The sequence below is a fragment of the Aeromonas sp. 75A genome (genome assembly GCF_051919425.1).
GTDB classification, from domain to species: domain Bacteria; phylum Pseudomonadota; class Gammaproteobacteria; order Enterobacterales; family Aeromonadaceae; genus Aeromonas; species Aeromonas veronii.
Genome location: NZ_JBQBES010000002.1, coordinates 700,357 through 725,189 on the forward strand (window position 1 = coordinate 700,357; position 24,833 = coordinate 725,189).

At 59.4% G+C, this 24,833-nt stretch carries 25 protein-coding genes, 2 tRNA genes and 1 pseudogene; 17 read left to right on the forward strand and 11 right to left on the reverse strand.

Annotated elements, in window-relative coordinates:
* Positions 1–18 precede the first annotated feature (18 nt).
* From arsD to ACTG2T_RS03060, 3 genes are all read right to left on the reverse strand, one after another.
* On the reverse strand, positions 19–387 hold the full coding sequence (arsD, locus tag ACTG2T_RS03050) for an arsenite efflux transporter metallochaperone ArsD (protein ID WP_330124146.1): 369 nt from the start codon (positions 385–387) through the stop codon (positions 19–21).
* Positions 388–391: 4 nt separating this feature from the next.
* Positions 392–760, reverse strand: a complete 369-nt coding sequence (locus tag ACTG2T_RS03055) for an ArsR/SmtB family transcription factor (RefSeq protein ID WP_005338181.1) — start codon at positions 758–760, stop codon at positions 392–394.
* A 257-nt stretch (positions 761–1,017) separates the two neighbouring features.
* Entirely contained in the window at positions 1,018–1,416 is a 399-nt protein-coding gene (locus tag ACTG2T_RS03060) for an META domain-containing protein (RefSeq protein ID WP_058057749.1), read from the reverse strand.
* 157 nt (positions 1,417–1,573) lie between these two features.
* Between ACTG2T_RS03060 and ACTG2T_RS03065 the strand changes: the two genes are divergently transcribed.
* Entirely contained in the window at positions 1,574–2,053 is a 480-nt protein-coding gene (locus tag ACTG2T_RS03065; protein WP_120415110.1) for a hypothetical protein, read from the forward strand.
* Between the two features lies 1 nt (position 2,054).
* On the opposite strand, the gene ACTG2T_RS03070 is transcribed toward ACTG2T_RS03065, so the two are convergent.
* Together ACTG2T_RS03070 and ACTG2T_RS03075 are read right to left on the reverse strand one after the other, a co-directional pair.
* On the reverse strand, positions 2,055–2,534 hold the full coding sequence (locus ACTG2T_RS03070; protein ID WP_330124145.1) for a putative 4-hydroxy-4-methyl-2-oxoglutarate aldolase: 480 nt from the start codon (positions 2,532–2,534) through the stop codon (positions 2,055–2,057).
* Between the two features lie 42 nt (positions 2,535–2,576).
* Positions 2,577–2,984, reverse strand: coding sequence for a DUF3293 domain-containing protein (locus tag ACTG2T_RS03075; RefSeq protein WP_330124162.1), 408 nt, complete (start codon positions 2,982–2,984; stop codon positions 2,577–2,579).
* A gap of 396 nt (positions 2,985–3,380) precedes the next feature.
* On the opposite strand from ACTG2T_RS03075, the gene arcA reads away from it, so the two are divergent.
* Positions 3,381–4,100, forward strand: a complete 720-nt coding sequence (gene arcA, locus ACTG2T_RS03080) for a two-component system response regulator ArcA (protein WP_005338193.1) — start codon at positions 3,381–3,383, stop codon at positions 4,098–4,100.
* A gap of 161 nt (positions 4,101–4,261) precedes the next feature.
* On the opposite strand, the gene ACTG2T_RS03085 is transcribed toward arcA, so the two are convergent.
* Together ACTG2T_RS03085 and ACTG2T_RS03090 are read right to left on the reverse strand one after the other, a co-directional pair.
* Positions 4,262–4,336, reverse strand: a tRNA-Gly gene (locus ACTG2T_RS03085).
* 15 nt (positions 4,337–4,351) lie between these two features.
* Positions 4,352–4,425, reverse strand: a tRNA-Gly gene (locus ACTG2T_RS03090).
* A 201-nt stretch (positions 4,426–4,626) separates the two neighbouring features.
* On the opposite strand from ACTG2T_RS03090, the gene cydD reads away from it, so the two are divergent.
* The 4 genes from cydD (at position 4,627) to ACTG2T_RS03110 (ending at position 9,061) form a co-directional block, all read left to right on the forward strand.
* Positions 4,627–6,396: a heme ABC transporter permease/ATP-binding protein CydD gene (gene cydD / locus ACTG2T_RS03095; RefSeq protein WP_330124144.1), complete on the forward strand. Its 1,770-nt coding sequence runs from the start codon at positions 4,627–4,629 to the stop codon at positions 6,394–6,396.
* Positions 6,389–8,119 (forward strand): heme ABC transporter ATP-binding protein/permease CydC, encoded by a 1,731-nt coding sequence (gene cydC, locus ACTG2T_RS03100; RefSeq protein ID WP_330124143.1) that lies wholly within the window; start codon positions 6,389–6,391, stop codon positions 8,117–8,119. Before cydD ends, cydC begins: the two co-directional genes overlap by 8 nt.
* A 174-nt stretch (positions 8,120–8,293) precedes the next feature.
* On the forward strand, positions 8,294–8,665 hold the full coding sequence (gene rcsF / locus ACTG2T_RS03105) for an Rcs stress response system protein RcsF (RefSeq protein ID WP_013723982.1): 372 nt from the start codon (positions 8,294–8,296) through the stop codon (positions 8,663–8,665).
* Between the two features lie 9 nt (positions 8,666–8,674).
* Positions 8,675–9,061: a DUF488 domain-containing protein gene (locus tag ACTG2T_RS03110; RefSeq protein ID WP_236382575.1), complete on the forward strand. Its 387-nt coding sequence runs from the start codon at positions 8,675–8,677 to the stop codon at positions 9,059–9,061.
* Positions 9,062–9,221: 160 nt separating this feature from the next.
* Here the strand turns inward: ACTG2T_RS03110 and ACTG2T_RS03115 are convergent, their stop codons facing one another.
* Entirely contained in the window at positions 9,222–10,220 is a 999-nt protein-coding gene (locus ACTG2T_RS03115) for an NAD-dependent epimerase/dehydratase family protein (protein WP_330124142.1), read from the reverse strand.
* 213 nt (positions 10,221–10,433) lie between these two features.
* Between ACTG2T_RS03115 and tsaA the strand changes: the two genes are divergently transcribed.
* Together tsaA and ACTG2T_RS03125 are read left to right on the forward strand one after the other, a co-directional pair.
* Positions 10,434–11,138 (forward strand): tRNA (N6-threonylcarbamoyladenosine(37)-N6)-methyltransferase TrmO, encoded by a 705-nt coding sequence (gene tsaA / locus ACTG2T_RS03120; RefSeq protein ID WP_042081000.1) that lies wholly within the window; start codon positions 10,434–10,436, stop codon positions 11,136–11,138.
* A gap of 288 nt (positions 11,139–11,426) precedes the next feature.
* Complete coding sequence (locus ACTG2T_RS03125) at positions 11,427–11,975, forward strand: cytochrome b (RefSeq protein WP_042052684.1); 549 nt, start codon at positions 11,427–11,429, stop codon at positions 11,973–11,975.
* A gap of 87 nt (positions 11,976–12,062) precedes the next feature.
* Here ACTG2T_RS03125 and ACTG2T_RS03130 read toward each other — a convergent pair whose 3' ends face one another.
* The gene (locus ACTG2T_RS03130) at positions 12,063–12,743 is read right to left on the reverse strand and encodes a bactofilin family protein (RefSeq protein ID WP_201944526.1); all 681 of its coding nucleotides are present in this window, start codon (positions 12,741–12,743) and stop codon (positions 12,063–12,065) included.
* Positions 12,744–12,942: 199 nt separating this feature from the next.
* On the opposite strand from ACTG2T_RS03130, the gene ACTG2T_RS03135 reads away from it, so the two are divergent.
* From ACTG2T_RS03135 to ACTG2T_RS03160, 6 genes are all read left to right on the forward strand, one after another.
* Entirely contained in the window at positions 12,943–13,617 is a 675-nt protein-coding gene (locus tag ACTG2T_RS03135; protein WP_040066247.1) for a response regulator transcription factor, read from the forward strand.
* Positions 13,617–15,002 (forward strand): ATP-binding protein, encoded by a 1,386-nt coding sequence (locus tag ACTG2T_RS03140; protein ID WP_005338217.1) that lies wholly within the window; start codon positions 13,617–13,619, stop codon positions 15,000–15,002. The genes ACTG2T_RS03135 and ACTG2T_RS03140 overlap by 1 nt, the downstream gene beginning before the upstream one ends.
* A 579-nt stretch (positions 15,003–15,581) precedes the next feature.
* On the forward strand, positions 15,582–16,067 hold the full coding sequence (locus ACTG2T_RS03145; RefSeq protein ID WP_330124141.1) for a hypothetical protein: 486 nt from the start codon (positions 15,582–15,584) through the stop codon (positions 16,065–16,067).
* 47 nt (positions 16,068–16,114) lie between these two features.
* Positions 16,115–16,396, forward strand: a complete 282-nt coding sequence (locus tag ACTG2T_RS03150; RefSeq protein WP_150390459.1) for a putative quinol monooxygenase — start codon at positions 16,115–16,117, stop codon at positions 16,394–16,396.
* A 146-nt stretch (positions 16,397–16,542) separates the two neighbouring features.
* Positions 16,543–16,971, forward strand: a complete 429-nt coding sequence (locus tag ACTG2T_RS03155; protein ID WP_330124140.1) for an N-acetyltransferase — start codon at positions 16,543–16,545, stop codon at positions 16,969–16,971.
* 112 nt (positions 16,972–17,083) lie between these two features.
* Positions 17,084–17,332, forward strand: coding sequence for a DUF3297 family protein (locus ACTG2T_RS03160; protein WP_204419334.1), 249 nt, complete (start codon positions 17,084–17,086; stop codon positions 17,330–17,332).
* Between the two features lie 124 nt (positions 17,333–17,456).
* Here ACTG2T_RS03160 and ACTG2T_RS03165 read toward each other — a convergent pair whose 3' ends face one another.
* A complete protein-coding gene (locus ACTG2T_RS03165) occupies positions 17,457–18,734 on the reverse strand; it encodes an NAD(P)/FAD-dependent oxidoreductase (RefSeq protein WP_330124139.1) in 1,278 nt (425 codons plus the stop codon).
* Between the two features lie 45 nt (positions 18,735–18,779).
* Positions 18,780–19,382: an HTH-type transcriptional regulator PuuR gene (gene puuR / locus ACTG2T_RS03170; protein ID WP_110302739.1), complete on the reverse strand. Its 603-nt coding sequence runs from the start codon at positions 19,380–19,382 to the stop codon at positions 18,780–18,782.
* Between the two features lie 413 nt (positions 19,383–19,795).
* Between puuR and ACTG2T_RS03175 the strand changes: the two are divergent.
* The 3 genes and pseudogenes from ACTG2T_RS03175 (at position 19,796) to ACTG2T_RS03185 (ending at position 24,388) form a co-directional block, all read left to right on the forward strand.
* Positions 19,796–21,258, forward strand: a pseudogene (locus tag ACTG2T_RS03175) (NAD-dependent succinate-semialdehyde dehydrogenase).
* 124 nt (positions 21,259–21,382) lie between these two features.
* A complete protein-coding gene (gene gabT / locus ACTG2T_RS03180) occupies positions 21,383–22,672 on the forward strand; it encodes a 4-aminobutyrate--2-oxoglutarate transaminase (RefSeq protein WP_330124137.1) in 1,290 nt (429 codons plus the stop codon).
* Between the two features lie 366 nt (positions 22,673–23,038).
* On the forward strand, positions 23,039–24,388 hold the full coding sequence (locus ACTG2T_RS03185; RefSeq protein WP_047440595.1) for an APC family permease: 1,350 nt from the start codon (positions 23,039–23,041) through the stop codon (positions 24,386–24,388).
* Positions 24,389–24,833 lie beyond the last annotated feature (445 nt).

Here is a 24,833-nt window from a genome sequence, read left to right on the forward strand (position 1 = left end):
CGAATGGTGCGTCACGACTCAGCAGCAACCGCTGCCGGAGCAGCAGCCGCCCTTGACGATCCCCTTGATGGCCACTTGCGGTGCAGGCAGCCCGGCATAACGGGCCAGCTCGCTGCGGCTCGGATAACGGCCAGTCAACACCACCTGCCCTTCCACCAGCACCAGTGGCAACCCCTCCTCCCCGGCGTGGGTCAGAAAAGCGCTGACGGCAGGGGTCTCGGCAAATTGCATCGGCTGCTGGGCCAGATTGAAACGTTCGATGGCAACCCCCTGCTCCTTGGCCCAGGCAAGGTCCGCAGCAAAGGTGACCAGCGCCTGATCAACCTCGGTGCCACAAACGCCGCTGGAGCAGCAGAGGGCAGGATCAAAAATCTGAATGGAGGACATGGCATTACTCCTTGTTGCAGCAGGGCTGCGCAGGCAGAACATGGGGGGAGCAGGCTGACTCGGCACGCATCACGCCGCACGCCTCGGGATGGCCGGCGCAGCACTCCTCGGTGAGGTAGGCGATCACATCCAGCATCAGTGGAATATTGGCGCGGTAGCGCAGAAAGCGCCCCTCCTGCTCCACCGACAGCAGACCGGTGTTGAGCATCGCCTTGAGGTGAAACGAGAGGGTATTGGGGGCAATATCGAGCTCGCTGGCCAGTTCACCGGCGACCCGCCCCTCCAGCCCGGCCTTCACCAGCAGCCGCCATACATCGAGCCGGATGCCGGATGCCAGCGATTCAAAGACCTTGGTAGCCATCTCTTTGTTCATCTTCACTCCCCTTGGTGCGACCTTTTTATTTCAACTATACAAGAATCATTGAAATGATCAAGATACGTACCGAAGCGAAGATTCGAGGTTCTGATATCAAACTGGGCAGAAAGGGGAATCGACGAGTGAACAACCGTTGCGGACGAGCAAACAGGGCTCGTCGCAGATAAACAGACGCCCTCCAGAGGGAGGGCGTATCAGAGCGTTTGACCGGCAGCACTGTCAGCGCTGTCGGGGCAATCAGACGAACGCGTGCCTTATTTGGCAGCAGGCACCGCGTTAAAGGTGAGCAGGGCCGCCTTGTTGGCATCGCTCAGAGTCAGCTGGTTGCCGTTGATGGAGTAGGTTGCCACCTTCTCCAGCTTTTGCAGGAACTCGGTCTCTTTGTTCATATCGTCGCCGATGCACATCATGCGAGTGGAGCCCATGGCGCCCAGCGTCAAGACACCGTCACCCTGCTTGGTGATACCGCCAAAATAGCGGTTGCAGCCGCCCTTGCCCGCCACCTTGCCGTCGACCACTTGCAGGGTGAAGGTATCGCCGGTGGCGCCTTGCAGCTGCCAGCTGGATGCTTGCAGTTGAGCCATGCTGGAACCTGTTGCCATTGCGCAGCCTCCCAGTGCCAGCGCGGCGAGCAGAGTCAGTTTCTTGTTCATGGATTCACCTCTTAATGATTAGAGCCATCAATACGGCAGCCTGTTTATCATGGCTGACGCCCATGCCAAAGGATTTTATTGTGATCTCGCTTCACTTTACTACCAGCTGGCATGTGCCATGCTTAGGCTCAGTTCCGGACCCAGGGAGGGGAAACGAATGGTCAAATCACTCATCATCACACTGCTTGCAACCTGCGCCAGCATGGCCGCACAGGCCGCCGACTGGGCAGTGGTTCAGCCGCAATCCAACCCGTCTCTCTATGTCAAAAGTTACTCGGGTGTGTTGCTCAATGGCCATAGCCATCACAGCGACAGTTTTGATCTCTGGCTGGTCAATAGCGGCTATCAATATCCGGTGGTGGATGATGTGACCCTCTTTATGGAAGCGGGCCCGGCGGTGGCGGATCAGAACCGCCAATCAGGTTTCAATATGAGCTCCGGTGTACGCTACCAGCTCTCTCCGGCATTCAATATCGGCAGCCAGATCAAGCATCTCGATCTCAACAAGGCCAGCACCCTGCTGGAGCTCAACTCCAGCCTGCTGCTGACACCCAGACTCTCCCTCACCGCCAACTACGGCGTCAGCGCCATCACTGCCGATCAGGCGCTGAGCCTGGGGGTCGGTTTCAACTTCTGAATCAGATCAGCGGCGTGGCACTCACCACCACGCCGTTGCGATCCGCATAGACGTAATCCCCTTCGTGGATGGTCACACCGGCAAAGCTGACCACGGCCCCCAGCTCTCCCAATCCCCGCTTCTCGGTCTTGACCGGACAGGCTGCCAGCGCCTTGACCCCGAGTGCCAGTGTCGCCAGGGTGCCCACATCCCGCACCGCGCCGTGGATCAGGATCCCCTCCCACCCCTGCTCCACCGCCTTGACCGCCAGTTGATCGCCAAGCAGCGCACGGCGCAGCGAGCCGCCGCCGTCGATCACCATCACCTTGCCGTGACCGGGGCGGGTCACCAGATCCCGCACCAGACTGTTGTCTTCATAACAGGAGAGCGTTACGGCGCGACCATAAAAGAGGGCCTTGCCGCCAAAATCCTGAAAAACCGGGTCGGCCACTTGCAGCAAGTCGCCATGTTGATCGCAGAGGTCGGGCAGGAGATCCAGCATGATTTGATTCCTTTCAGATACATGAAGGTGTTCATTCTTTCATCAGGCAAGGTTTCTGGCAATCCAGAAGGATTCAATATTGCCCAGACAAACTGCTGATTTATCCATCAATACTGGTGTCAGCCAGAGCTGGCCATCCTCCACCCAGTAGAGAGCATTCTGGCCAAAACTCGCTGCCAGCTGACGAGCTTGTGGCAGGGATAGCGCCACCGCCAGCGATGACTCCTGCCAGCGTTCGTCCGGGTCTGATCCCCAAAACGGCCCCACCACGGGCACCTGCAAATCCACGGTCAGATGGCGCCACAGCGCCCGTTCCCGCCGTATATTGCGTCGTTCTGTGACCCACTGGCTGGCCGGGTTCCAGGCTGTGATGATGGCAAAAGCAGACCAGTCTGGTGGCTCAAATGGCGCGATAAAGCAGATTTTCTTGTAGTTTTCCCACAAATTCATGTCAATCATATGTTACATTCCATTACATTTTGTAGGGGCGAAAACCCGGTTCAGGCCAAGTATGATGCAGCTGTACCAGGGTTTGACCTATATCAAATCAGAGTTAAAAAGTTGCTATCTGACGGCAAAGAGTGTTGTTATGCTCCTGTTAACTGATAAAATGCGGCCACTTTCGTAATGGACGACCTTTCCAGGCTCTGCTCGACCAGACTTGTCGGGAACCTATAAGTGGCACAGGGATACTTGCCGGTACTGATGCCTAATTCGCGATATTCCGACCTGACTCTCATACCCAGGATGACGTAATAAATTTTCAGGATCAGTCAGGAAATCGGTTTGAAACGCCAAAGAGTGTTAAATTTAAGATAATTAACTGATAAGAATCTGGGAATACTCATGCAAACACCACACATTCTGATCGTCGAAGACGAGCTGGTCACACGCAATACCCTGAAAAGCATTTTTGAAGCCGAAGGCTACATCGTGCTCGAAGCCAACAACGGCGACGAAATGCACCAGGCTCTCACTTCCCACACCATCAATCTGGTGATCATGGACATCAACCTGCCGGGCAAGAACGGCCTGCTGCTAGCCCGTGAGCTGCGTGAAAACGACAACATCGCCCTGATGTTCCTGACCGGTCGTGACAACGAAGTGGACAAGATCCTGGGTCTGGAGATCGGCGCCGATGATTACATCACCAAGCCGTTCAACCCGCGCGAGCTGACCATCCGTGCCCGCAACCTGCTGAGCCGCACCATGAACGTGGCTGCCGGTGGCGAAGAGAAGAAGCTGGTTGAGCGCTACCTGTTCAACGGCTGGGCGCTGGATATCAACAGCCGCGCACTGGTCAGCCCGACTGGCGACATGTTCAAGCTGCCGCGCTCCGAGTTCCGCGCCATGCTGCACTTCTGCGAAAACCCGGGCCAGATCCAGACCCGTGCCGAGCTGCTGAAGAAGATGACCGGCCGTGAGCTCAAGCCGCATGACCGTACCGTCGATGTGACCATCCGTCGCATTCGCAAGCACTTCGAAAGCGTCAACGATACTCCGGAAATCATCGCCACCATCCACGGCGAAGGCTACCGTTTCTGTGGTGAGCTGGAGCAGGAATAAGCTCCCGCTACGCTGTTGATCTGAAAAGGCGCCTCGGGCGCCTTTTCTGTCTCTGCGGTTTGCCTTAAAGCTTAGAAATGGTAAGCGTGACGTCGAACGGCGCACAAGGCAGATGAAAAACAAAAAGCCCACTCGCAGGAGTGGGCTTTTTGTTTTGAAGCTGGAGCGGGCAGCGGGAATCGAACCCGCATCATCAGCTTGGAAGGCTGAGGTAATAGCCATTATACGATGCCCGCCTGGCATCTGAAATTTGGAGCGGGTGATGGGAATCGAACCCACGTATGCAGCTTGGGAAGCTACCGTTCTACCATTGAACTACACCCGCGTCAGGGCTCCTACTATATGCATTTTGCCGCCGAGCGCAATGGCGCCTTTGCCACTTTTTTCAATAAATCAATCTGTTCGGACAAGGATTGAACAGACGGTTGCTTTTTCAATCAAACATTTTCAACACAGATAATTTACAAGGTTGCCAAGGCCAAACGGCAAGGATAGTCTTGCGCCACTCGACGCGAGGATGGTGGTAATGGATAAAAAAACGCAAAAACGTCTCTATGGCTGGTTGCGCAAGCAATCGAGTCACGGTCGCGGCTGGATCACGATATCCATCGCTTTTGGCCTTGGCCAGGGCATTCTGATGGTGGCGCAAGCCTGGCTGCTGGCGACCCTGTTGCACGGCTTTATCATCGAAGGCTCAACGCCTGAGCAATCCATCACATTCTTTATTACCCTGCTGCTGGTGACGCTTGGCAAAGCGGCGCTGGCCTATGGCCGCGAAGTGGCCAGTTTCAAGGCGGGCAGCGCAGTACGCCAGACCATCCGCCAGCTGGTGCTCACTCGCCTTAGCCGTCTCGGCCCTGCCTATATCCAGCGCCGTCCGGCCGGTAGCTGGGCCAGCCTGCTGCTGGAACAAATTGAAAACACGCAGGATTTCTTCTCCCGCTATCTGCCGCAGATGGCCATCGCCGTCTTTATTCCGGTGGTCATTCTGGTGGCCGTGTTCCCGGTCAACTGGGCGGCGGGCCTGATCCTGCTGGGCACTGCGCCCCTCATCCCCATCTTTATGATCCTGGTGGGTGTGGGCGCCGCCGATGCCAACCGCCGCAACTTTCAGGCGCTGGCCCGTCTCTCCGGCCACTTCCTCGATCGCCTGAAGGGGCTGCGTACCCTGCAACTCTTTATGCGGACCCAAGCGGAAGGTGACGCCATTCGCGACGCCTCGGAAGACTTTCGCGAGCGCACCATGGAAGTGCTGCGCCTGGCATTTTTGAGCACCGCCGTGCTGGAGTTCTTCGCCGCCATTTCAGTGGCGCTGGTCGCCGTCTACTTCGGCTTCTCTTATATCGACCATCTGAACTTTGGTAGCTATGGGGTCAAAGTCACCCTCTTTACCGGCCTGTTCGTGCTGTTTCTCGCCCCCGAGTTCTACGCCCCGCTGCGGGAACTGGGTGCCCACTACCACGCCAAGGCGCAGGCTATCGGCGCTGCCGAACAGCTGCTTGAATTCCTCGAAGCCGAGGTGAGCGAGCCGGCCGCAGGCAATGCACCATTCCATGCCGACAGCCCGGTCAAGGTAGAAGCCAAAGGACTTGAAGTGCTGAGCGCCGAGGGCAAGGTGCTGGTCGGCCCCATCGACTTCACCCTGGAAGCCGGTTCGCGCACCGCCCTCATCGGCGTCAGCGGCGCAGGCAAGAGCTCGCTGGTCAACGCCCTGCTCGGCTTTGCTCCCTATCGTGGCGAGCTCAAGGTCAACGGGCTGGAGCTTGCCACCCTCGACATGAGCCAGTGGCGCCTGCAGCTGGGCTGGCTCTCGCAAAACCCGCAGCTGTTCCACGCCTCCTTGCGCGACAACCTGCTGCTGGCCAAGCCAACGGCCAGCGATGCCGAGCTGGAAGATGCCCTGAAACGGGCGCTGGCGTGGGAATTTGCCATGGAGAAGGGACTCGACTATCCGGTCGGCGATCAGGCTGGCGGCCTCTCGGTCGGTCAGGCCCAGCGCCTTGCCCTGGCCCGTACCCTGCTCAAATCAACCCAGCTGATGGTGCTCGATGAGCCGACCGCCAGTCTGGATCGCCACTCCGAACGCGCCATCATGACCACCATTGAGCAGGCGATGGCTGGCCAGACCCTGCTGATGATCACCCACCGCCTCGACCAGCTCACCAAGATGGACAATATCCTGGTGCTGGCCCGCGGCCAGCTGGTGGAGCAAGGCAACTTCCAGCAACTTAGTTCTGGGCAGGGGCCTTTTGCCCGCCTGCTCTCCCAACGTTCCGGAGGTTCTCTCGATGAGTGATCTGTTGCCGTTTCTGCGCCTCTATCGCCAACACTGGCTCAGCCTCACCATTGGTTTGCTGCTGGCGCTGGTGACCTTGGCCGCCGGCATGGGGCTGCTCTCCCTCTCCGGCTGGTTCCTCTCTGCCGCCGCCGTGGCGGGGATGACAGTTGCGACGACCCATGCCTTTAACTACATGACCCCTGCGGGCGGGGTGCGCTTCTTCTCCATCGTCCGCACCGCCGGTCGCTGGGGTGAGCGGGTCGTGAGCCACGACGCCACCTTCCGGGTACTGACCAGACTGCGGGTCTGGTTCTGGCAGAAACTCTCGCCGCTCTCCACCGGTACTCTGGCCGGTTTCCGTCAGGCGGATCTGCTCAACCGGCTGGTGGCCGACATCGATGCGATGGACCACGTCTATCTGCGGCTGATCACCCCCATAGGCGCGGCCCTGCTCAGCATCGCCGGACTGGTCTTCTTCCTGTCGTTTTTCGACAGTCGCCTCGCCCTTACCCTGGGTGCCATTCTGCTGTTTGGCATGATTGCCCTGCCGCTGGTGTTCTACTTCCTCGGCCGTCGCCCCGGTCAGGCGCTGATTGCCGAAAAATCGACCCTGCGTACCCGGATGGTGGATTATCTGGATGGTCAGGCCGAGCTGCAGATGTTTGCCGCCGCCCCCAAGGCGCTGGTTGAGCTGCAACAAGCCGAACAAGCACTGCTCGCCGCGCAGGCCCGGATGGCCAAAGTGAGCGGGCTGGCCAACTTCTCGGTGCAACTACTGAGCGGCTGGACCCTGACCCTGATGCTCTGGCTGGCCGGTCATGGAGTGGCGGGCGCTGCGCCCGACCCCATTACCGCGTTGATGGTCTTTGCCACCCTGGCCAGCTTCGAGGCACTGATGCCGCTGGCGGGGGCTTTCCAGCACCTCTCCACCAGCCTCACCTCGGCACGCCGCCTGAACGAGATCCTGCAAGAGGCAAAAGCCCCCGTGTGGGGCGGCGAACAGACCCATGCCACCGCTGGCACGCTGCAGATCAATGACCTCTATTTTGGCTACCCGGGCAATCCCCAGCCGGTGCTGCGTGGCTGCACCCTGCAACTGCACGCTGGGGAAAAGCTGGCCCTGCTGGGCCAGACCGGCTGCGGCAAATCGACCCTGATGGGGCTGCTGACCCGGGAGTGGAGCCCGCAGGCTGGCAAGATCCTGCTGGATGGCAAGCCGCTCACCGACTACAGCGAAGGGGCGCTGCGCGCCTCCATCTCGGTGGTGAGCCAGCGGGTGCATCTGTTTGCCGATACCTTGCGGGGCAACCTAAAACTGGCCGCCCCGACCGCCTCTGACGAGCAGCTGATTGCGGTGCTGACCCAGGTCGGACTGGCCAATCTGCTGGAAGATGAGGCGGGCCTCGACGCCTGGCTCGGTGACGGCGGCCGCCCCCTCTCCGGTGGTGAGCGTCGCCGTATCGGCATCGCCCGCGCCCTGCTGCACGATGCGCCGCTCTGGCTGCTGGACGAACCGACCGAAGGGCTAGACAGCCAGACCGAGCGGGAGATCATGGATCTGCTGTTCCGGCTTGGGGCAGATCGCACCTTGCTGCTCATCTCCCACCGTCTGCTGGGGATGGAGCAGATGGACCGGATTGCCCTGATGGAAGAGGGACAGATCCGCCTCTGCGCCCCTCATGACGAGCTGCTGGGGGATGATTACTACCGCAGCCTCTATCAGCGACTGGCTCCTGTTTGATATCAGGCTGATATCAGCCTGATGGGGCTCACACCCTGACAACCGGGCGCAAAACGGGGCTGGTCGCCGCAGGCGGCTGGCCCCTATAATGTCCCCCTCATTATTCAACAAGATGCCGACATGGAGCGCCTGCGCATTTCTACTGTCCTCATCACCGACACAAGATACGAGACGATGAAACGCCTGATCCTGATGATGCCCCTGATTGCCTCCGGCTGTGCCAACTACGCCTTCAACAGCAATCTGGATAAAGAGAACTTCGACGAATACTTCAAACCCGGTAGCGTGCGCATCTATGAACAGGATGAGCTGGCTGACCTCAACTACCTCTACCTTGGCACCATCGAGGGTGAATCCTGCCAGGCCGATGCCAACCAGCCGGTGCCCAACGCCGGTGAAGCGCGCACCCTGGCCCGCCGCCGCGCAGCCGACATGGGTGGCAACGGCGTCACCATCGACAAATGCGCCGAATTCAGCGACACCCCGGGCTGCCTGAAACAGGTGATCTGCTACGGGCAGGCGCTGAAAGTGGCCGAAGAGAAGTAACCCGCTGTCATGGCCCTTGCTATCGTTCGCCTTGGCAGCCCGCGCCTGCCCGATGAAGGGCTGCGGATCGGCACGGTGCGCCGCCCGCCCCGCGGCGTACCCAAGAGCGAATTTGCCAGCCAGCATTGGTACGATGTCTGGTTTCCCAACCTAGCCCCCAGCAGCGAGACCATGAAGCTGGGGCAGACAGCCGAGACACCCGCCCAGTGGGCAGCGTTTGGCAAACAGTACAAGGCCGAGATGGCGCAACCTGCCGCCAGGCACGATCTGGCGCTGCTGGCCGCCCTCTCCCACACCACTAACCTATCGGTGGGCTGTTACTGCGAGCAGGAGTCCCGCTGCCATCGCACCATTTTGAAAGAGCTGCTGGTAGCCGCGGGGGCCGCCATCCGCTAACTCGGTGAGCGACAGCGATACGATGAGGAATCGCGTCAGCCTGTATTCGGCAACCATCAGACATTGGATAGACAGAGAGGGCATCCCGCGGGATGCCCTCTCTCGTTGTATTCACACCTGCCGCGCCACGCTCGGCAGCGGCGGCTCGATGCTCCCTCTCCTATTGCAGACTGGGCTCCAGCAACTGCTGCCGTAGCGAGGTCTCCTGTGCCTCAGTCATGGCATTCGCCGCTACCCCGGCGGCAGGCTCGATGGCCAGCCAATTGGCAAGGTCGGCGGCGGTCTCCTCCAGCGGCCGGAAGTTCAATCCCTTCACGATGGCCGCCTCGGCGCTTATAGAGCCGTAACCGGCAAACTCCGCCTGCGCGCAGGGCAGCAGGGTGGGATAGCTCTGCCAGGGCTCGATTCCGGCTGCCATCAGGGTGGACCAGGGCAGCCACTCGGGCTGTATGGGGCGGGCGGGCTGCAACCGGGCGCTCAACCGCTCCAGCCAGTCACTCAAGGTAATACCGGGTTTGAGCAGGTTGAATATGCCCTCCAACTGCTGCTCGGCGGCCCGCAACACAAACTCGGCGCAGTCGCGCACATCGAGATACTGCAAGCGATCCTCACCACTGCCCGGCAGCAACCAGGGCCCGCCCTGCTGCACCCGCTTAATCCACCAGGCCATGCGACCGGTGGGATCATGGGGGCCGCACAACACGCCCGGGCGCAGGATGCAAAGCCGCTCACCCCAGCGGGCGCGATACTCCTGCTCGCACAACACCTTGAGCGGGCCATAGTCAGTGGGCATTTCCCCTTCGGGGATAGCATGCAGCGGCGCCGACTCATTCATCCCGGGCATTGAGAAATCGCGATAGACGCTGATGGTGGAGATAAAGATCAACCGCGCGCAGCGCCCGAGCAAAGCTGCCGAGAGGCTCGCCGCCTGCTCGGGGCGATAGCAGCAGGTATCGATGACCAGATCCCACTGCAACCCGGCCCCTTGCAGGGCGCTCAGGCTCTTGTCCCTGTCGCCGGTGAGCTGCACCAGTTCGCGCCAGTCCGGATGCTGGTGCAGGCCGCGATTGAACAGGGTCACTTCATGGCCCCAATCCAGTGCCAGCGCGGTGAGGTGGCGCCCCAAAAAGCCGGTGCCACCGATAATCAGCAGTTTCATCCCTCTCCCTCCCCCTTAAGCGCGAGTGCGCATATTTCATCCTGACACGCCAGTTGCCTCCACCCTACGCAACTTGACTGTATGGCACAGCCCCCGACTGGCCGGGATGGGACAGGGATCACGGCAGCGCCGCAGAAATGGGCGTAATAAGGCCAAACCTGCGTTTTGGGGCCGCCTGTGCTAAATTGCCGGGGTTTTCAGTCAGGATCCGCCATGAAGTTCGAAATCGACACCCTCGGGATCATCCGATCTCCCTACAAGGAGAAGTTCGCCATCCCCCGCCAGCCCGGACTGGTCAAATCGGCCCGCGCCCGCCTCGAGCTGCTCCCCCCTTACGATCAGCCGGATGTGCTGCGCGGCATCGAGCAGTTCTCCCATCTGTGGCTCAGCTTCGTCTTTCACCAGACCATGGCGCAGGGCTGGCACCCGACGGTGCGCCCGCCGCGCCTTGGCGGCAACGAGCGGGTCGGCGTCTTTGCCACTCGCTCCACCTTCCGCCCCAATCCGCTAGGTCTCTCGGTGGTCGAGCTGCACGGGGTCGGCCGCGAACGGGGCAAGCTGTGGCTGGAGCTGGGGGCGGTGGATCTGCTCGATGGCACCCCCATCGTCGATATCAAGCCTTATATTCCCTATGCCGACAGCCTGCCTGATGCCCGTGGTGGCTTTGCCCCCGACGCGCCCACCCCGCCGCTGGCGGTGAGCTTCAGTGCCGAGGCAGAACAGCAGTTGCAACCCTGGCTCAAGGCTCATCCCGAGCTGCGCCAGCTGGTAAGCGAAGTGCTGGCACAAGATCCTCGCCCCGCCTACAAGAAAGGCAAGCCCGATGAGAAGGAGTACGGGGTGCGGCTGTTTGACTGCAACGTCCGTTTTCGCATCAGCGAGCCGGATTGCGTGGTGCTGGCCATCGAGCCCGCCTGAACCTGGGCGGGCCGACATCGCTGATGCTATTTCACGCCTTCTTCACGTCACAAGGGGCTTAATCAGCCTGTAAATTGTGTGGCATTGATCAGACTATCCACCCGGTTGCCAGTGATACCATGCAGACAGCAGAGGGCATCTCCTCTCTGACTGATGCCAGCAGCAGGCTATCGATGTATGGCAAGCATGGTAGCTCTGCTGTTGCCGCCAAAGGATCTGGCCTCGCCCCGACACGCTTGAGTGCGGGGATGCCACACGGATGTGACAGCACTTCGAAGGAACAAACCTATGCTGATGAACAGTGAACAACGTTATGGCACCCTGAATATCGGGCTGCACTGGCTGACCCTGTGGGCCATGATCGCCGTCTACGCCCTGATCGAATTTCGCGATATTTTCCCCAAAGGGGACCCTGGCCGTGATTTGATGAAGGAGTGGCACTTTATGCTGGGGCTGCTTATCTTCGCCCTGGTGTTTGTCAGACTGGCGCTGCGCTGGATGAGCCCGACGCCCCGCATCGTGCCCGAGCTCTCCCCGATCATGCACAAGCTGGCAAAACTGGCCCACCTCGCCCTCTACGGTTTTCTGATTCTCACCCCGCTGTTTGGCTGGCTGCTGCTGAGCGCCGCGGGCAAGCCCATCCCCTTCTTCGGGCTTGAGCTGCCTGCCCTGCTCTCCCCCAGTCCAGACCTCAAAGGGCTGATCAAGGAGGTGCACGAGACGCTGGGCAATATCGGTTACGCCCTGATCGGCCTGCACACGCTGGCCGCCCTCTATCATCACCATATTCTCAAAGACAACACCCTCACCAATATGCTGCCGCCGCGCCGCAGCTAACGGGTAACGGGGAAATGCAGAGGGGGCCATCGTGGCCCCCTCTCTGTTTTCCTGAACAACCGTCATCTGCACTGCTGGCAAACGGCATCACGCCTGCTTGGCCAGCTCCTCGGTAGGCTTGCCTTTCGGCTCGTGCGGCAGCTTTTTCACATTGTTCTTGCTCTCCGGCTGCTTGCTCCCGGACGCACTGTTTTCAGACAAGGCTTGCAACACGGGATCGGCCTTGCCGGCCACGGTGGGCTGGGACTGGCCAACAAAGTTGCCGCCTTTGCAGATGGAGAGACTGCCCCCCTTGAAGATCCCCTGCATCTTGCCGCTCTCCAGGATCTCCACCTCGGCGGAGGTACAGGTGCCTTCCAGCAGACCATTGATGATAACGTGGGGCGCACTCACCTCTCCCTCAACGCTACCGCCCTGCATGATGCGCAGCACACCACCGATAAGCTGGATGGTGCCATTGATCTGACCGCGCACCTCCAGATCCCCCTCCACCTGCAACTCGCCCTTGAAGCGGGCACCGGCTGCAATCACAGTGGCGCCGGCCGACCCAGTAGCCGTACCACCTTTGTTTCTTCCAAACATCCGTACTCTCTCCACCAACCACACAAGCAGAACCAGCGGCATCGGCGCCACTGGCCACAGAAAACAGGGCGACCCCAGCACGTAGAGCAGCAAGGCTGCCCCCCAGCAGAGCCAAACAATATAGAGGAGGTCGCTGCGCTCACGCTGTTGCAGTCGCGCCAGCAGCCTCCCGGCCATCTCTCTCATCACATCAAACCTTTCGCAACATGGCTGCCGACCAGCATGCCATCGACAACCCGGACCATGGTTAAACGACCAGTTGGCGCGAACTCTGAAGTCCCGCTGATTCAGTCCCGATACAGCCGGGATGCATTAGGATTCGAATTGACTCGAAGCGACATACACTTTCTAATTGACAGCCTGGATCCCTATGACCGCTCACATCATGAAAATTCTGTTGGTCGAAGACGACAAGCTGCTCAATCACCACCTCTCCTCTCTGCTGACCGAAGCCGACAATCAGGTCTACAGCACCGACCAGGCCGGGATTGCACTGCACTACGCCGCCGACTATCCCATTGATGTGGCCATCATCGACCTCGGTCTGCCCGATATGGACGGCCTGCAACTGATCCGGCAACTGCGTGAACGGCAGATCCCCTTCCCCATCATTGTGCTGACCGCCCGTGGCAACTGGCAGGACAAGGTCGAAGGACTGGAAGCAGGTGCTGATGACTATCTGGTCAAACCGTTCCAGAAAGATGAGCTGCTGGCCCGACTCAATGCGCTGGTGCGCCGTAGCGCCGGTTTTATCTCGCCCAAGGTGAAAGCCGGTGATTACGAGCTGGATCTCTCCCGCAAGGAGCTGACCATCGCCGGTGAAGTGGCGGTGCTCACCAGCTTTGAATACCTCATTCTGGAGTACCTGATGCGCAACGCCCGTCAGGTGGTCTCCAAGCAGCAACTGCTCGACCAGCTCTACGGCGACGGCGAAGGGGACCCCAACACCATCGAGGTGATGGTGAGCCGCCTGCGCAAGAAGCTGGATCCGGAGGGGACGATTCAACCCATCTCCACCATCCGGCGTCAGGGTTATATCTTCAACCTCTCCTGTAACTGATGCAGTTTCATCTGCCGCGCCCCATCAAGATGATCCGCAGCTCACTGCACATCAAACTGCTGCTCAGCTCGCTGCTGGTCATCGCGCTGATCATGGGGTTTGCCGTCTACGCCCTCTATCTTGGCCACGTCGAAGAGCAGACCCAGAAGGCCAGCGCCCGGATGCAGGAGAACCTGGCCAAGCTGTTCTCCTCCACCGAGCCGGATGACAAGGGGTCGAACGTCGAGCTGGGGCGGATATCCCGTGGTGCGGGGGATCGCAACCTCGATACCCTGATCTGCCGCGCCGATGGCGATCTGGTCTGGTCGAGCCTCCATATGCCGGAGGTGATCAAGGCCAAACAGACCATTTGCGGCGATCTGATGAAGTATCTGGGGGGGATGGATCTCGACTACTTCTTCAAGAAGCACACCATCAAGAACGGCGAGAGCTACTTCGTCTACAGCCTGCGGTTTATCCGCAATCCCGGCAGCGGCACCACCGCCTACTACGTGGTGATGATCGACTCGGCCAAACGCTATCACGAAGAGTCCCGCACCTACCTCTACCAGACCGCCAAACAGGCGCTGCTCGCCTATATGCTGCTGGCCGGGCTGCTGCTGCTCACCACCTTCTGGAGCCTCAGCTCCCTGCGCACCATCGCCCGTCAGATCGACGATATCCGGGCCGGCAAGCGCGATGACCTCTCAAGCGATTTTGAGCGGGAGCTAGCCCCGCTGACCGACTCCATCAACCAACTGCTGGAAAACGAACGCCAGCAGACCCAGCGCTACCAGCACGCCCTCAACGATCTCGCCCACAGCCTGAAAACCCGGCTGGCGCTGATCCAGATCACCACCCGCGAAGTGAAGCTGGGGCGGGAGATCCACGACAACATCAACGAGCAGATCCTCACCATGGATCAGATGATCCAGTATCAGCTCAGACGAGCCGTGACCGGCCGCCAGCGCCTTGCCAGCAAGGGTACCGAGCCGGTGCCGCTGATTGAAAAACTGCTGGCCAGCCTGACCAAGGTCTATCGCCACAAGAAGCTGCAAACCCACTTCAAGTTCGATGATGACGCCCTCTTCCACGGCGAACAGGGCGACCTGATGGAGCTGATGGGCAACCTGCTCGACAACGCCTGCAAGTTTGCCATCAGCGAAGTGAAGGTGACGGTGCGCCGCCATCTCGAGCGGCTGCGTATCGAAGTGGAAGATGATGGCCCGGGTATCGACCCGGCCAAATCGGAGCAGATCTTCCAACGCGGCGTGCGGGCAGACAGTTCACCCGGTCAGGGTATAGGTCTGGCGGTGGTGACTGAAATCGTCCACAGCTATGGCGGCCAGATCCGGGTCGATGAATCCCCCCTCGGCGGCGCCCGCTTTACGCTAGACCTGCCCTGATCGGCATTGCCCTGCTCAACCTCGCCAGTAATGGCCCTATCACAAGGCCCCCGACCTCGGGGGCCTTGTGGTTTTTGCCACCCAAGTTGTTTTAATTTATTGATCCGGCACTGATTATCGCCCCTCAGCCCTTCCACCACCGGCTTCAATCGGTATCATGGTGGTGCGATACAACACCGCTTCCGGAGCCACACAATGAGCATTCGTTTTCATAAGGGTGTTATCCACAGAAGATGGGTTAAAAGCAGCACACCGGGGGCTGTAACTTGGGGGCGGTAGCGTTTAAACATGTTACGTTTGCATAAATCATATTACTTTTCATATTAACTAATTTTTATTATTTATGCACAGATGTAAAATTTAAATCAATTAAAATACCAATAGTTTAAACACCTAAAATATCAATCCAAGCGGAGGCTTACAAGTATGAATAAAGGCCAGTCTAAAATAATATTAGATGAACGATGAAAACTAGAGGATTTCTCTATTTTAACAAAAGAGTATCAACAACTTTATGGTTTTTTTCATGCGTTAAGAGCTATTGATGAAGGTAGATTTTCAGGTCTAGAATTTGAACGAATGCCTTGGCTAGGTGGGGGCAGCGTTGTCGGTTTTTTTAGTATTATAGGTAAATTTGTACATCCAGAAGATCAACCTGTTGTTAGAAGAATTCAATATGCATCTCCTGGAGTTATTGAACTCACATTACTGGTTGAAGTGGCAAAGGATATTGGGATCATTGTCACTGCACTTGCGAGCGCGATTACTAGCATCGCAGGCACATATCACTTAATTTACTCACAATATCAAAAAAGAAAGCTCACTCAGCTAAAAATAAAGGACTTAGAAGCCAAACAATTAAGAGAAGAAATCTCGTTTGTTAAAGATTCTATCTTAGAACTACATGAAAAATTCAATTTATCACCACAACAAATAAATGCATTACAAAAACTATCGAAAGGCGATGAGCTAGTTCAATTGAAAATGCTACTAGCACTGTATCGAAGAGCAATGCCTATTGCTGAATTACAAGTCAGTAATAAAGCCAACTTTAATTGCTCGTAATTAACAATGAATTTGTATTTTCAAGCTACTTGCATTAAAGGAGCGATATGAGAAAAGTTATTTTGAAAGGATTTATTATAGTGCCCTTCATTGATTTATCGTTTGTTACATTCGAGCTTAAGCGACATATACAATTGACCAGAGCTGAAACCGGCTGCCTGATCTTTAAGGTGACTCAAGACCCTCTCAATCCCTGCCGATTCGATGTCTATGAAGAGTTTGTTGATGAGGCGGCTTTTCAAGCGCACCAAGCCAGAGTCAAATCCTCCCGCTGGGGGGAAATAACCGTCAATGTCGAGCGACACTATACGGTAACAGGGATTGCATAAATCACAGCCTTGCCATTTTGGCCAAGGTGGCGAACCGGGAGTGGTGCAGAACTCTCCCCCTCCTCGCGACCACGAATGCCCGATTACACTGCGCTTATCGAGCCTACGTCATTGCGTTATTTCCACACTTTGTAATTGAGGCCACGATGATCCGTCCATTATCCGCCACCGATCTGGATGCCGCCGTCGAGCTCTGGTATCAGGCATCGGTGCAAGCCCACGACTTTATTCCCACCGCCTTTTGGCATGAGCAACGGGCAGCGATGCGGGACATTTATCTGCCCGCCAGCAAGAGCTGGGGTTATGAGGAGGATGGACAGCTACTGGGCTTTATCTCCTGGTATCAGGGGTCTGTCGCCGCCCTGTTTACCTCCCCAGATCACCAATCACACGGGTTGGGTCGCCAACTGCTCGAACACCTCAAAGCCCAATATGATCGACTCGAGTTGACGGTCTACGCCGAAAATGAGCAGGCGCGGCGCTTCTATTCCCGCAACGGTTTCAAAGAGGGTGAGCAGCAGTTGTGCGAGCATAGCGGCCACCCCGAGCTGGTGATGCATTGGCAACAAGGATAAGCGGGTCGCCCATAGCGATGGCGAGCACACTTTGCCTGTTTTGTGGCCGCCTTGAATGCCATGGCGGCATTCTCTACAATGACCCACTTTTTATTCATTTCGGGTTATATCGATGAGCGATACCAACACCAAACCGGCTCTGCCGGATCACCTATCCTGCAATCCCCGCAGCCCTCACTATGTGGCCGCCTGCTTCGAGCACCCGATCGGTATTCGCCTGAACGGCAAAGAGCGCACCGATGTCGAGGAGTACTGCATCAGCGAAGGTTGGGTAAAGATCCCCTCCCCCAAAGCGCTGGATCGCCGTGGTCAGCCCATCCTGATCAAGCTCAAAGGCACCGTTGAAGCCTTCTACAGCTAATCAGCGCGCTGCTGCATGATAAACAAGGCCACCCTCGCGGTGGCCTTGTTGTTTCCGATATAGGTGCTGGCGTCAGCGTTATCTAAGCGGCAACCACCAGCCCACATTTCTCGCTGGGCAGCTCTTATACCCCCAAGCGGTCGCGCAGGGTGTACCAGGCGGCGCCCGCAGCGGTGAAGGGGATGCGGAACAGGCGGCCACCCGGGAAGGGGTAGTGCGGCAGTTTGGCGAATGCATCGAAGCGCTCCGCCTGACCGCTCAGCACCTCGGAGAGCAGCTTGCCCGCCAGATGGGTGCAGGTGACGCCGTGGCCGCTGTAGCCCTGCATGTAATAGATGTTGGAGCCAATGCGACCAAACTGTGGCAGGCGCGACAGGGTGAGCAGGAAGTTGCCGGTCCAGGTGTACTCCACCTTGACGTCAGCCAGTTGCGGGAAAGTCTTGAGCATCTTGGGGATGATCAGCCGCTCGATATCCGCCGGATCCCGCGCGCCATAGACCACACCGCCGCCATAGAGCAGCCGGTGATCGCCGGAGGTACGGTAGTAGTCGAGCAGGTAGTTGCAATCCTCCAGACAGTAGTTTTGCGGCAAGAGTGAACGGGCTCGCTCCTCCCCCAGCACTTCGGTGGCGATCACCTGGGTGCCGCAGGGCATGCTCTTGCTGGCCAGTTCCGGCACCAGATTGCCGAGGTAGGCATTGCCCGCCACCACCACAAAGCGTGCCTTCACCGCCCCCTTGGCGGTCTTGACCAGTGCTGGTTGACCCGGGGTAATGCTGGTGACGGCGGATTGTTCGAAGATCTGCCCACCCTGGATGCGGATCGCTTCCGCCTCCCCCAACGCCAGGTTGAGGGGGTGGATATGGCCGCCGCTCTTGTCGAGCAGGGCCCCGACGTAGCGATCGCTCGCGACCACCTCGCGCACCCCCTTGGCATCGAGCAGCTCCAGCTGCTCATTGCCCCACTTCTCCCAGCGCGCCTTCTGCGCCTTGAGCTCGTGCAGCTGCTTCTCGGTCTCGGCGGCAAAGACACCGCCCTCCTGCAGATCGCACTGGATGTTGTAGCGCTTGATCCGCTCGCGGATGATCTGGCCCCCCTCAAACAACATGGAACCGAGCAGCCTGGCCTGATCCGGCGGGCAGTTCGCTTCTATGGTGTCGATGTCGCGGCTGTAGGAGTTGACGATCTGGCCGCCGTTGCGGCCGCTGGCGCCAAAGCCGACCCGGGCAGCCTCCAGCACCACCACCTTGTAGCCCTTCTCTACCAGATGCAGGGCGCTGGAGAGGCCGGTATAGCCCGCCCCGATGACGCAGACATCGCACTCCAGCTGCTCGGTCAGGGTCGGATAGGGCGCGTGTTTATTCGCGCTGGCTGCGTAGTAACTGTTTACATGTTCGGTCATGATCCCTGTTTCCTTACCGGTTCGGTTGCCAAACTACTGTCAGGATTAAAAGCTCGCCGGGGTGTGGGCGCTGACGATGCGACAGGTCTGCCCCGACGGATTGCTGAAGCTGTGGGGCTCGCCGGTGTCGATCACATAGCTGTCGCCCGCCTCCAGCTGATAACTCTGGCCCGCCACCGTCAGGATCACCGACCCCTCCAGCACGGTGCCGACCTCTTCCCCCTGATGGGTCACCTGACCTCCGGTGTCGGTGCCGGGGGGATAGGTCTCCAGCATAAAGCCGAGCTGGCGGCGGTTGTTGCCGTTGTGCACCAGCTTGAGGGAGACCCCCTGACTGCCCAGCTCGATCAGCTGATCAGCCTTGATCACAACTTCTGGAGTGCGGCTCTCCTCCTCGGCGAAGAAGCGCGACAGCGGCAGGCCGTAGATGGTGAGCAGCTTTTGCAGGGAGGCGACCGAGGGGCTCACCTTGTCCTGCTCGATCATGCAGATGGCGCCATGAGTCAGGCCGCTCAACTCGGCCGCCCGCCGCTGGGAGAGCCCCAGCTGATGGCGTACCGCCGCCAGCCGTTCCCCCATGGTGCGCGCCCCGGCGTCAGCCACACTCAACGGTCGAGCCACGCCCTCCCGGCTCTGTGGCCCGCTCATGACAAGCCCCCTGCTGCGCCATATCTGCATCCTTGCATCATCAGCCTCTCCTGCTTGCGCGTGATCGCATCGGATCAGGCGCAGCCTGTTTACCCTGCTGGTTAAAATAGCCAACCAGCTTTCCCTTGCCGTTCACTATGTTACACAGCACAACCGTTCATTATTTTGCACACCTGATTTACCATCCCCCGGTCGTCCGCCCACTTGCAGCCTGCCAGCGAACCGGAGAAAGCGCGCTACACAGCCCATTTTCTAGCATGGCGCCCCCCAGCAATTCAAATATATTTAACACTTGAAAAACATTTCAGCTCAAATTATGGTCTTCCTGTGCTTATTATTTTATACGGCAGCGGCGCAGGAAGGGTCGGCTCACTCCGGCAACCAGCTGCTCTGACCCACACTCGAGGCTTCTCATGTCAGGAACAACATCCCACTCCAGCTTGATCACATCCCGCGCCTATATAGATGGACAGTGGTGCGAGGCCGCCAGCGGCCGCACCTTCGAGGTCACCAACCCCGCCAGCGGGGCCGTCATTACCCAGGTGCCCGACATGGATGCCGAGGATACCCGCCGCGCCATCGCGGCCGCCCACGCGGCGCAACCCGCCTGGGCTGCGCTGACTGCCAAGGAGCGCAGCAACAAGCTCTACGCCTGGTTTGCCGCCATCACAGCCCACAGCGACGAGCTGGCACGTATCATGACCTGCGAGCAGGGCAAGCCGCTGGCGGAAGCCAAGGGCGAGGTGGCCTATGGCGCCAGCTTTATCCAGTGGTTCGCCGAAGAGGGCAAGCGCGCCTATGGCCGCACCATCCCGGGCTTTAGCGGCGATCGCCGGTTGGCCACCATCAAGCAGCCGGTGGGCGTGGTCGCCGCCATCACTCCGTGGAACTTCCCCATTGCCATGATCACCCGCAAAGCGGGCCCGGCGCTGGCCGCCGGTTGCACTATCGTCATCAAACCTGCCGCCGAAACCCCGCTCTGCGCGCTGGCGCTGGCGCTGCTTGCCGAGCAGGCAGGCATCCCCGCCGGTGTCATCAATATCGTCACCAGCCATCAGGCGAGCGCGGTGGGCAACGAGCTGTGCAGCAATCCGGTGGTGCGCAAGCTCTCCTTCACCGGCTCCACCCGCACGGCAAGCTGCTGATGCGCCAGTGCGCCGACACCATGAAGAAGCTGTCACTGGAGCTGGGTGGCAACGCCCCCTTTATCGTCTTTGACGACGCCGACCTCGACGCAGCCGTGGCCGGGGCGCTCGCCTCCAAATACCGCAACGCCGGGCAGACCTGCGTCTGCGCCAACCGGATTCTGGTGCAGGCCAGCGTCTATGACGCCTTCGCCGAGAAGCTGACTGCCGCCGTCAAGGCCTTCAAGGTGGGGGATGGCATGGCGGAGGGCACCCAGATCGGCCCGCTCATCAACCCCGCCGCCGCCAGCAAGGTGGCCGAGCTGGTGCAGCAATCGGTCTCCGCCGGTGCCGAAGTGCTGCTGGGGGGCGAAGCTCACCCCGCCGGCCCCCTCTTCTACCAACCCACCATTTTGGGCAAGGTGGATAAAACCAACCCCATCCTGCAGGAGGAGATCTTCGGCCCGGTGGCTCCGCTGGTACGCTTCGAGACGGAAGCCGAGGCCATCGCCATTGCTAACGACACCCCTTATGGCCTGGCCGCCTACTTCTATGGCCGCGATATCGCCCGGGTGTGGCGCGTCGCCGAGCAGCTGGAGTACGGCATGGTCGGCATCAACGAGGGGATCATCTCAACCGAGCTGGCCCCCTTTGGCGGCATCAAGGAGTCGGGTCTGGGCCGGGAAGGGGCCGCCGAGGGGCTGGAGGAGTATCTCGAGACCAAATACCTCTGCTTTGGCGCCATTCGCTAGGGCTGCAACAGAGAGACAAGGCGCCGCCGATCTGGCCCGATGGGCTGATCGGCGGTGATGGGCGCCAAAACGCCTGCCACATTTTCAGGGAATATCGGGGGCTGCGGCCCCTCAGGGAGGAAAGATGAGTCAGTCAGAATCAAACAAGGCGTGGCAAGCGCGCCGCGAAGCGGCCGTGGTCAACGGCGTCGGTACCCTGCTGCCGGTCTTTATCGACCGGGCGCAAAATGCCGAGCTGTGGGATGTGGAGGGCAACCGCTACATCGACTTTGCCTCCGGCATCGCCGTGCTCAACACCGGTCACAACCACCCCAAAGTGGTGGTGGCGGTGCGTGAACAGCTGGAAAAATTCAGCCATACCTGCTTTCAGGTCACCCCCTACCCCGGCTATATCGAGCTTGCCGAGAAGCTCAATGCCCTGGTACCCGGCCCGACGCCAAAGCGCACCCTGTTTCTCTCCACCGGTGCCGAAGCGGTCGAGAACGCCATCAAGATTGCCCGCGCCCACACCGGGCGCAGCGGCACCATCGCCTTCAAGGGGGGCTTTCACGGTCGCACCATGATGGGGATGGCGCTCACCGGCAAGGTGGTCCCCTACAAGACCGGCTTTGGCCCCTTCCCGGGCGAGGTCTACCACATCCCCTTCCCCGCCGATTATCTGGGGGTGAGTGAAGAGGATGCCCTGCACGCCCTCGAGCTCTGCTTCAGCGCCGATATCGAGCCGAATCGCGTCGCCGCCATCATCATCGAGCCGGTACAGGGCGAAGGGGGCTTCTATCCCGCCTCCCCGAGCTTTATGCAGAAGCTGCGCAGCGTCTGCGACCAGCACGGCATTCTGCTGATCTGCGACGAGATCCAGAGCGGTTTCTGCCGCACCGGCAAAACCTTCGCCACCGAGTATGCCGGCATCGAGCCGGACATCATGACGTTGGCCAAGAGTCTGGCGGGGGGCTTCCCTCTCTCGGCGGTGGTGGGCAAGGCGGAGATCATGAACTCGGCCAAGCCGGGGGGCCTGGGTGGCACCTATGCGGGATCCCCCATCGCCTGCGCCGCTGCGCTGGCGGTCTTGCAGGTGATCGACGAGGAGAAACTCAACCAGAAAGCGCTGGATCAGGGGGAGCAGATCAAGGCGGGGCTGGAACGCATAGCCGAGCGTTTTGACTGCATAGGTCAAATTCGCGGCCCCGGTGCCATGGTGGCCATGGAGCTGGTGAAACGGCGTGATGCCAGCCAGCCCGATCCCGACCTCACCAAACGTCTGGTGGCCGAGGCGGGCAAACGGGGTCTGGTCCTGCTCTCATGCGGGGTGCGCGCAAATGTCATCCGTTTTCTCGCCCCCCTGACAGCCCCTGCGGCAGTGATTGACGAGGGGTTGCAACTCCTTGAAAAATCACTGGAGGCCGTGCTGGCCTGACCAGCAGGAAAGTGACCACTTACCTGTGCAAATAAATGCAATTTTGCCCCCTTTTTTTCTTGTCAAGGGGGCCCTGCAAATGCACAATGCGCCGCCACTGAAAGAACCGATGTAAAACAATGGCATCGGTTCTTTTTTAGACAGTGAACACACCCATAAACGAGGCCGGATCACCCCCGGAAAAGATAGCGAGATTGGCAGCAGTCTCCCGACACCAAGTCTAGTGAGGAACAACATGGGGCATCTCAATGCTTTCCAACCGGCCATGGCCGGTGTGCGCCGCCCTGGCGCCCTTGATTCCCGGGCCTCTCTCCCGGTTTCGTTGATGGACCGTGCCACTCTGGCACTGCATGAGGAACATGCATAATGGCGGCCCAGCAGGTTGGTCTGAAAAAGACCCTCAAACTGTGGCAGGTCGTGGTTATGGGACTGGCGTACCTCACCCCCATGGCAGTGTTCGACACCTTCGGCATCGTTACCGAGATCACCGAAGGCCATGTGCCGACCGCCTACCTGTTTGCCCTCATCGGCATGCTGTTCACCGCCCTGAGCTACGGCCATCTGGTGCGCAAGTTCCCGTCAGCCGGCTCCGCCTATACCTATGCCCAGAAGGTGTTTCACCCCTATGTCGGCTTTATGGTGGGCTGGACCTCCCTGCTCGACTACATGTTCATGCCGATGATCAACATGCTGCTGGCCAAGATCTATCTGGAAGCCCTCTTCCCGAACGTGGAGCCCTGGACCTATATCTTCGGTCTGGCGGCGGTGATGACCGCCCTCAACCTGCGCGGCATCAAGCTGGTGGCCAACTTCAACAGCCTGATCGTGGTGATGCAGTTCAGCATCATCGCCATCTTCATCGGCCTGATCGCCTGGGGCGTTCACAATGGTGAAGGGTTGGGGACCGTGACCAGCAGCCGTCCCTTCTTCTCCGAACAGATCCAGGTGTCACCGCTGCTGATGGGGGCCTCCATCCTCTGCCTGTCGTTCCTCGGTTTTGACGCCATCAGTACCCTGTCGGAAGAGACCCCGGACGCGGATCGGGTGATCCCCCGCGCCATCGTGTTGACGGCGCTGATCGGCGGTGTGCTGTTCGTCACCACCTCCTACTTCCTGCAGCTCTACTTCCCGGACATCTCCCGCTTCCAGCATCCGGATGCGGTACTGCCGGAGATCGCCCTCTATGTCGGCGGCAAGCTGTTCCAGGCGGTGGTGCTGGTCTGCACCACAGTAGCGGTGCTGGCCTCGGGGCTCGCCTCCCACGCCGGTGTATCGCGCCTGCTCTACGTGATGGGTCGCGATCGCGCCCTGCCTGCCCGCTTCTTCGGCTACATCCATCCGAAGTGGCAAACCCCGGCGTTCAACGTGCTGCTGGTCGGCCTGCTGGCCCTCTCTGCGGTGTCGCTGGATCTGGAGATGGCGCTGGCGCTGATTAACTTCGGCGCCCTGGTGGCCTTCACCTTCGTCAATCTGGCGGTGATTGCCCACTTCTATGTGAAGCTGGGCCGCAACAAGTGTCTCAAGGATCACCTGATGTACCTGCTGTTGCCGCTCTGTGGCGCCGCCTGCATCGGGGTACTGTGGCTCAACCTCGAGCCCTCTTCCTTCGAGCTGGGGCTGATCTGGGCGGCGCTGGGGGCCATCTATCTGTTCCTGCGCCTGACCGTGTTCCGCATCCCGCTGCATACCGCCGACAAGGTGGAGATCGCCCAGTAACCGCTGGCGCCCCTCCCCCCGATAGCGAACAAGGAGCCTGCGGGCTCCTTATTGTTTTTGCGGTGTTCTGGTTGCCAGCAGCACGGGTTGCCAGAAACGCGGTTTCTGCAGGAAGTGTGACTGATTTCAAATAACTACCCAGCCGGACTGCTCGCAATGCCATGGCCCGAGCCGCGTTGCCTTCCATCCTCAGTCATTAATGTGAATGGATATGCAATAGATCTTTTTCCACTTCACCCCCTCCCATCCCCCGCCAGCCGATAAGCTCGCAGGACTCGATCCCGGGGGAACGCCGGCAAATATGATCAGGATCAATGTTGAGGCGCTATGCACCCTGCAGCCCCGATTTGCCGATTTTTCATACGCCATGACAGGGTTCTCTTCCCCCCGAAAAAGGGGGAGCGGCTCGGGGACGGCTGCAGGGGGCGAGTGACCACTTACCTGC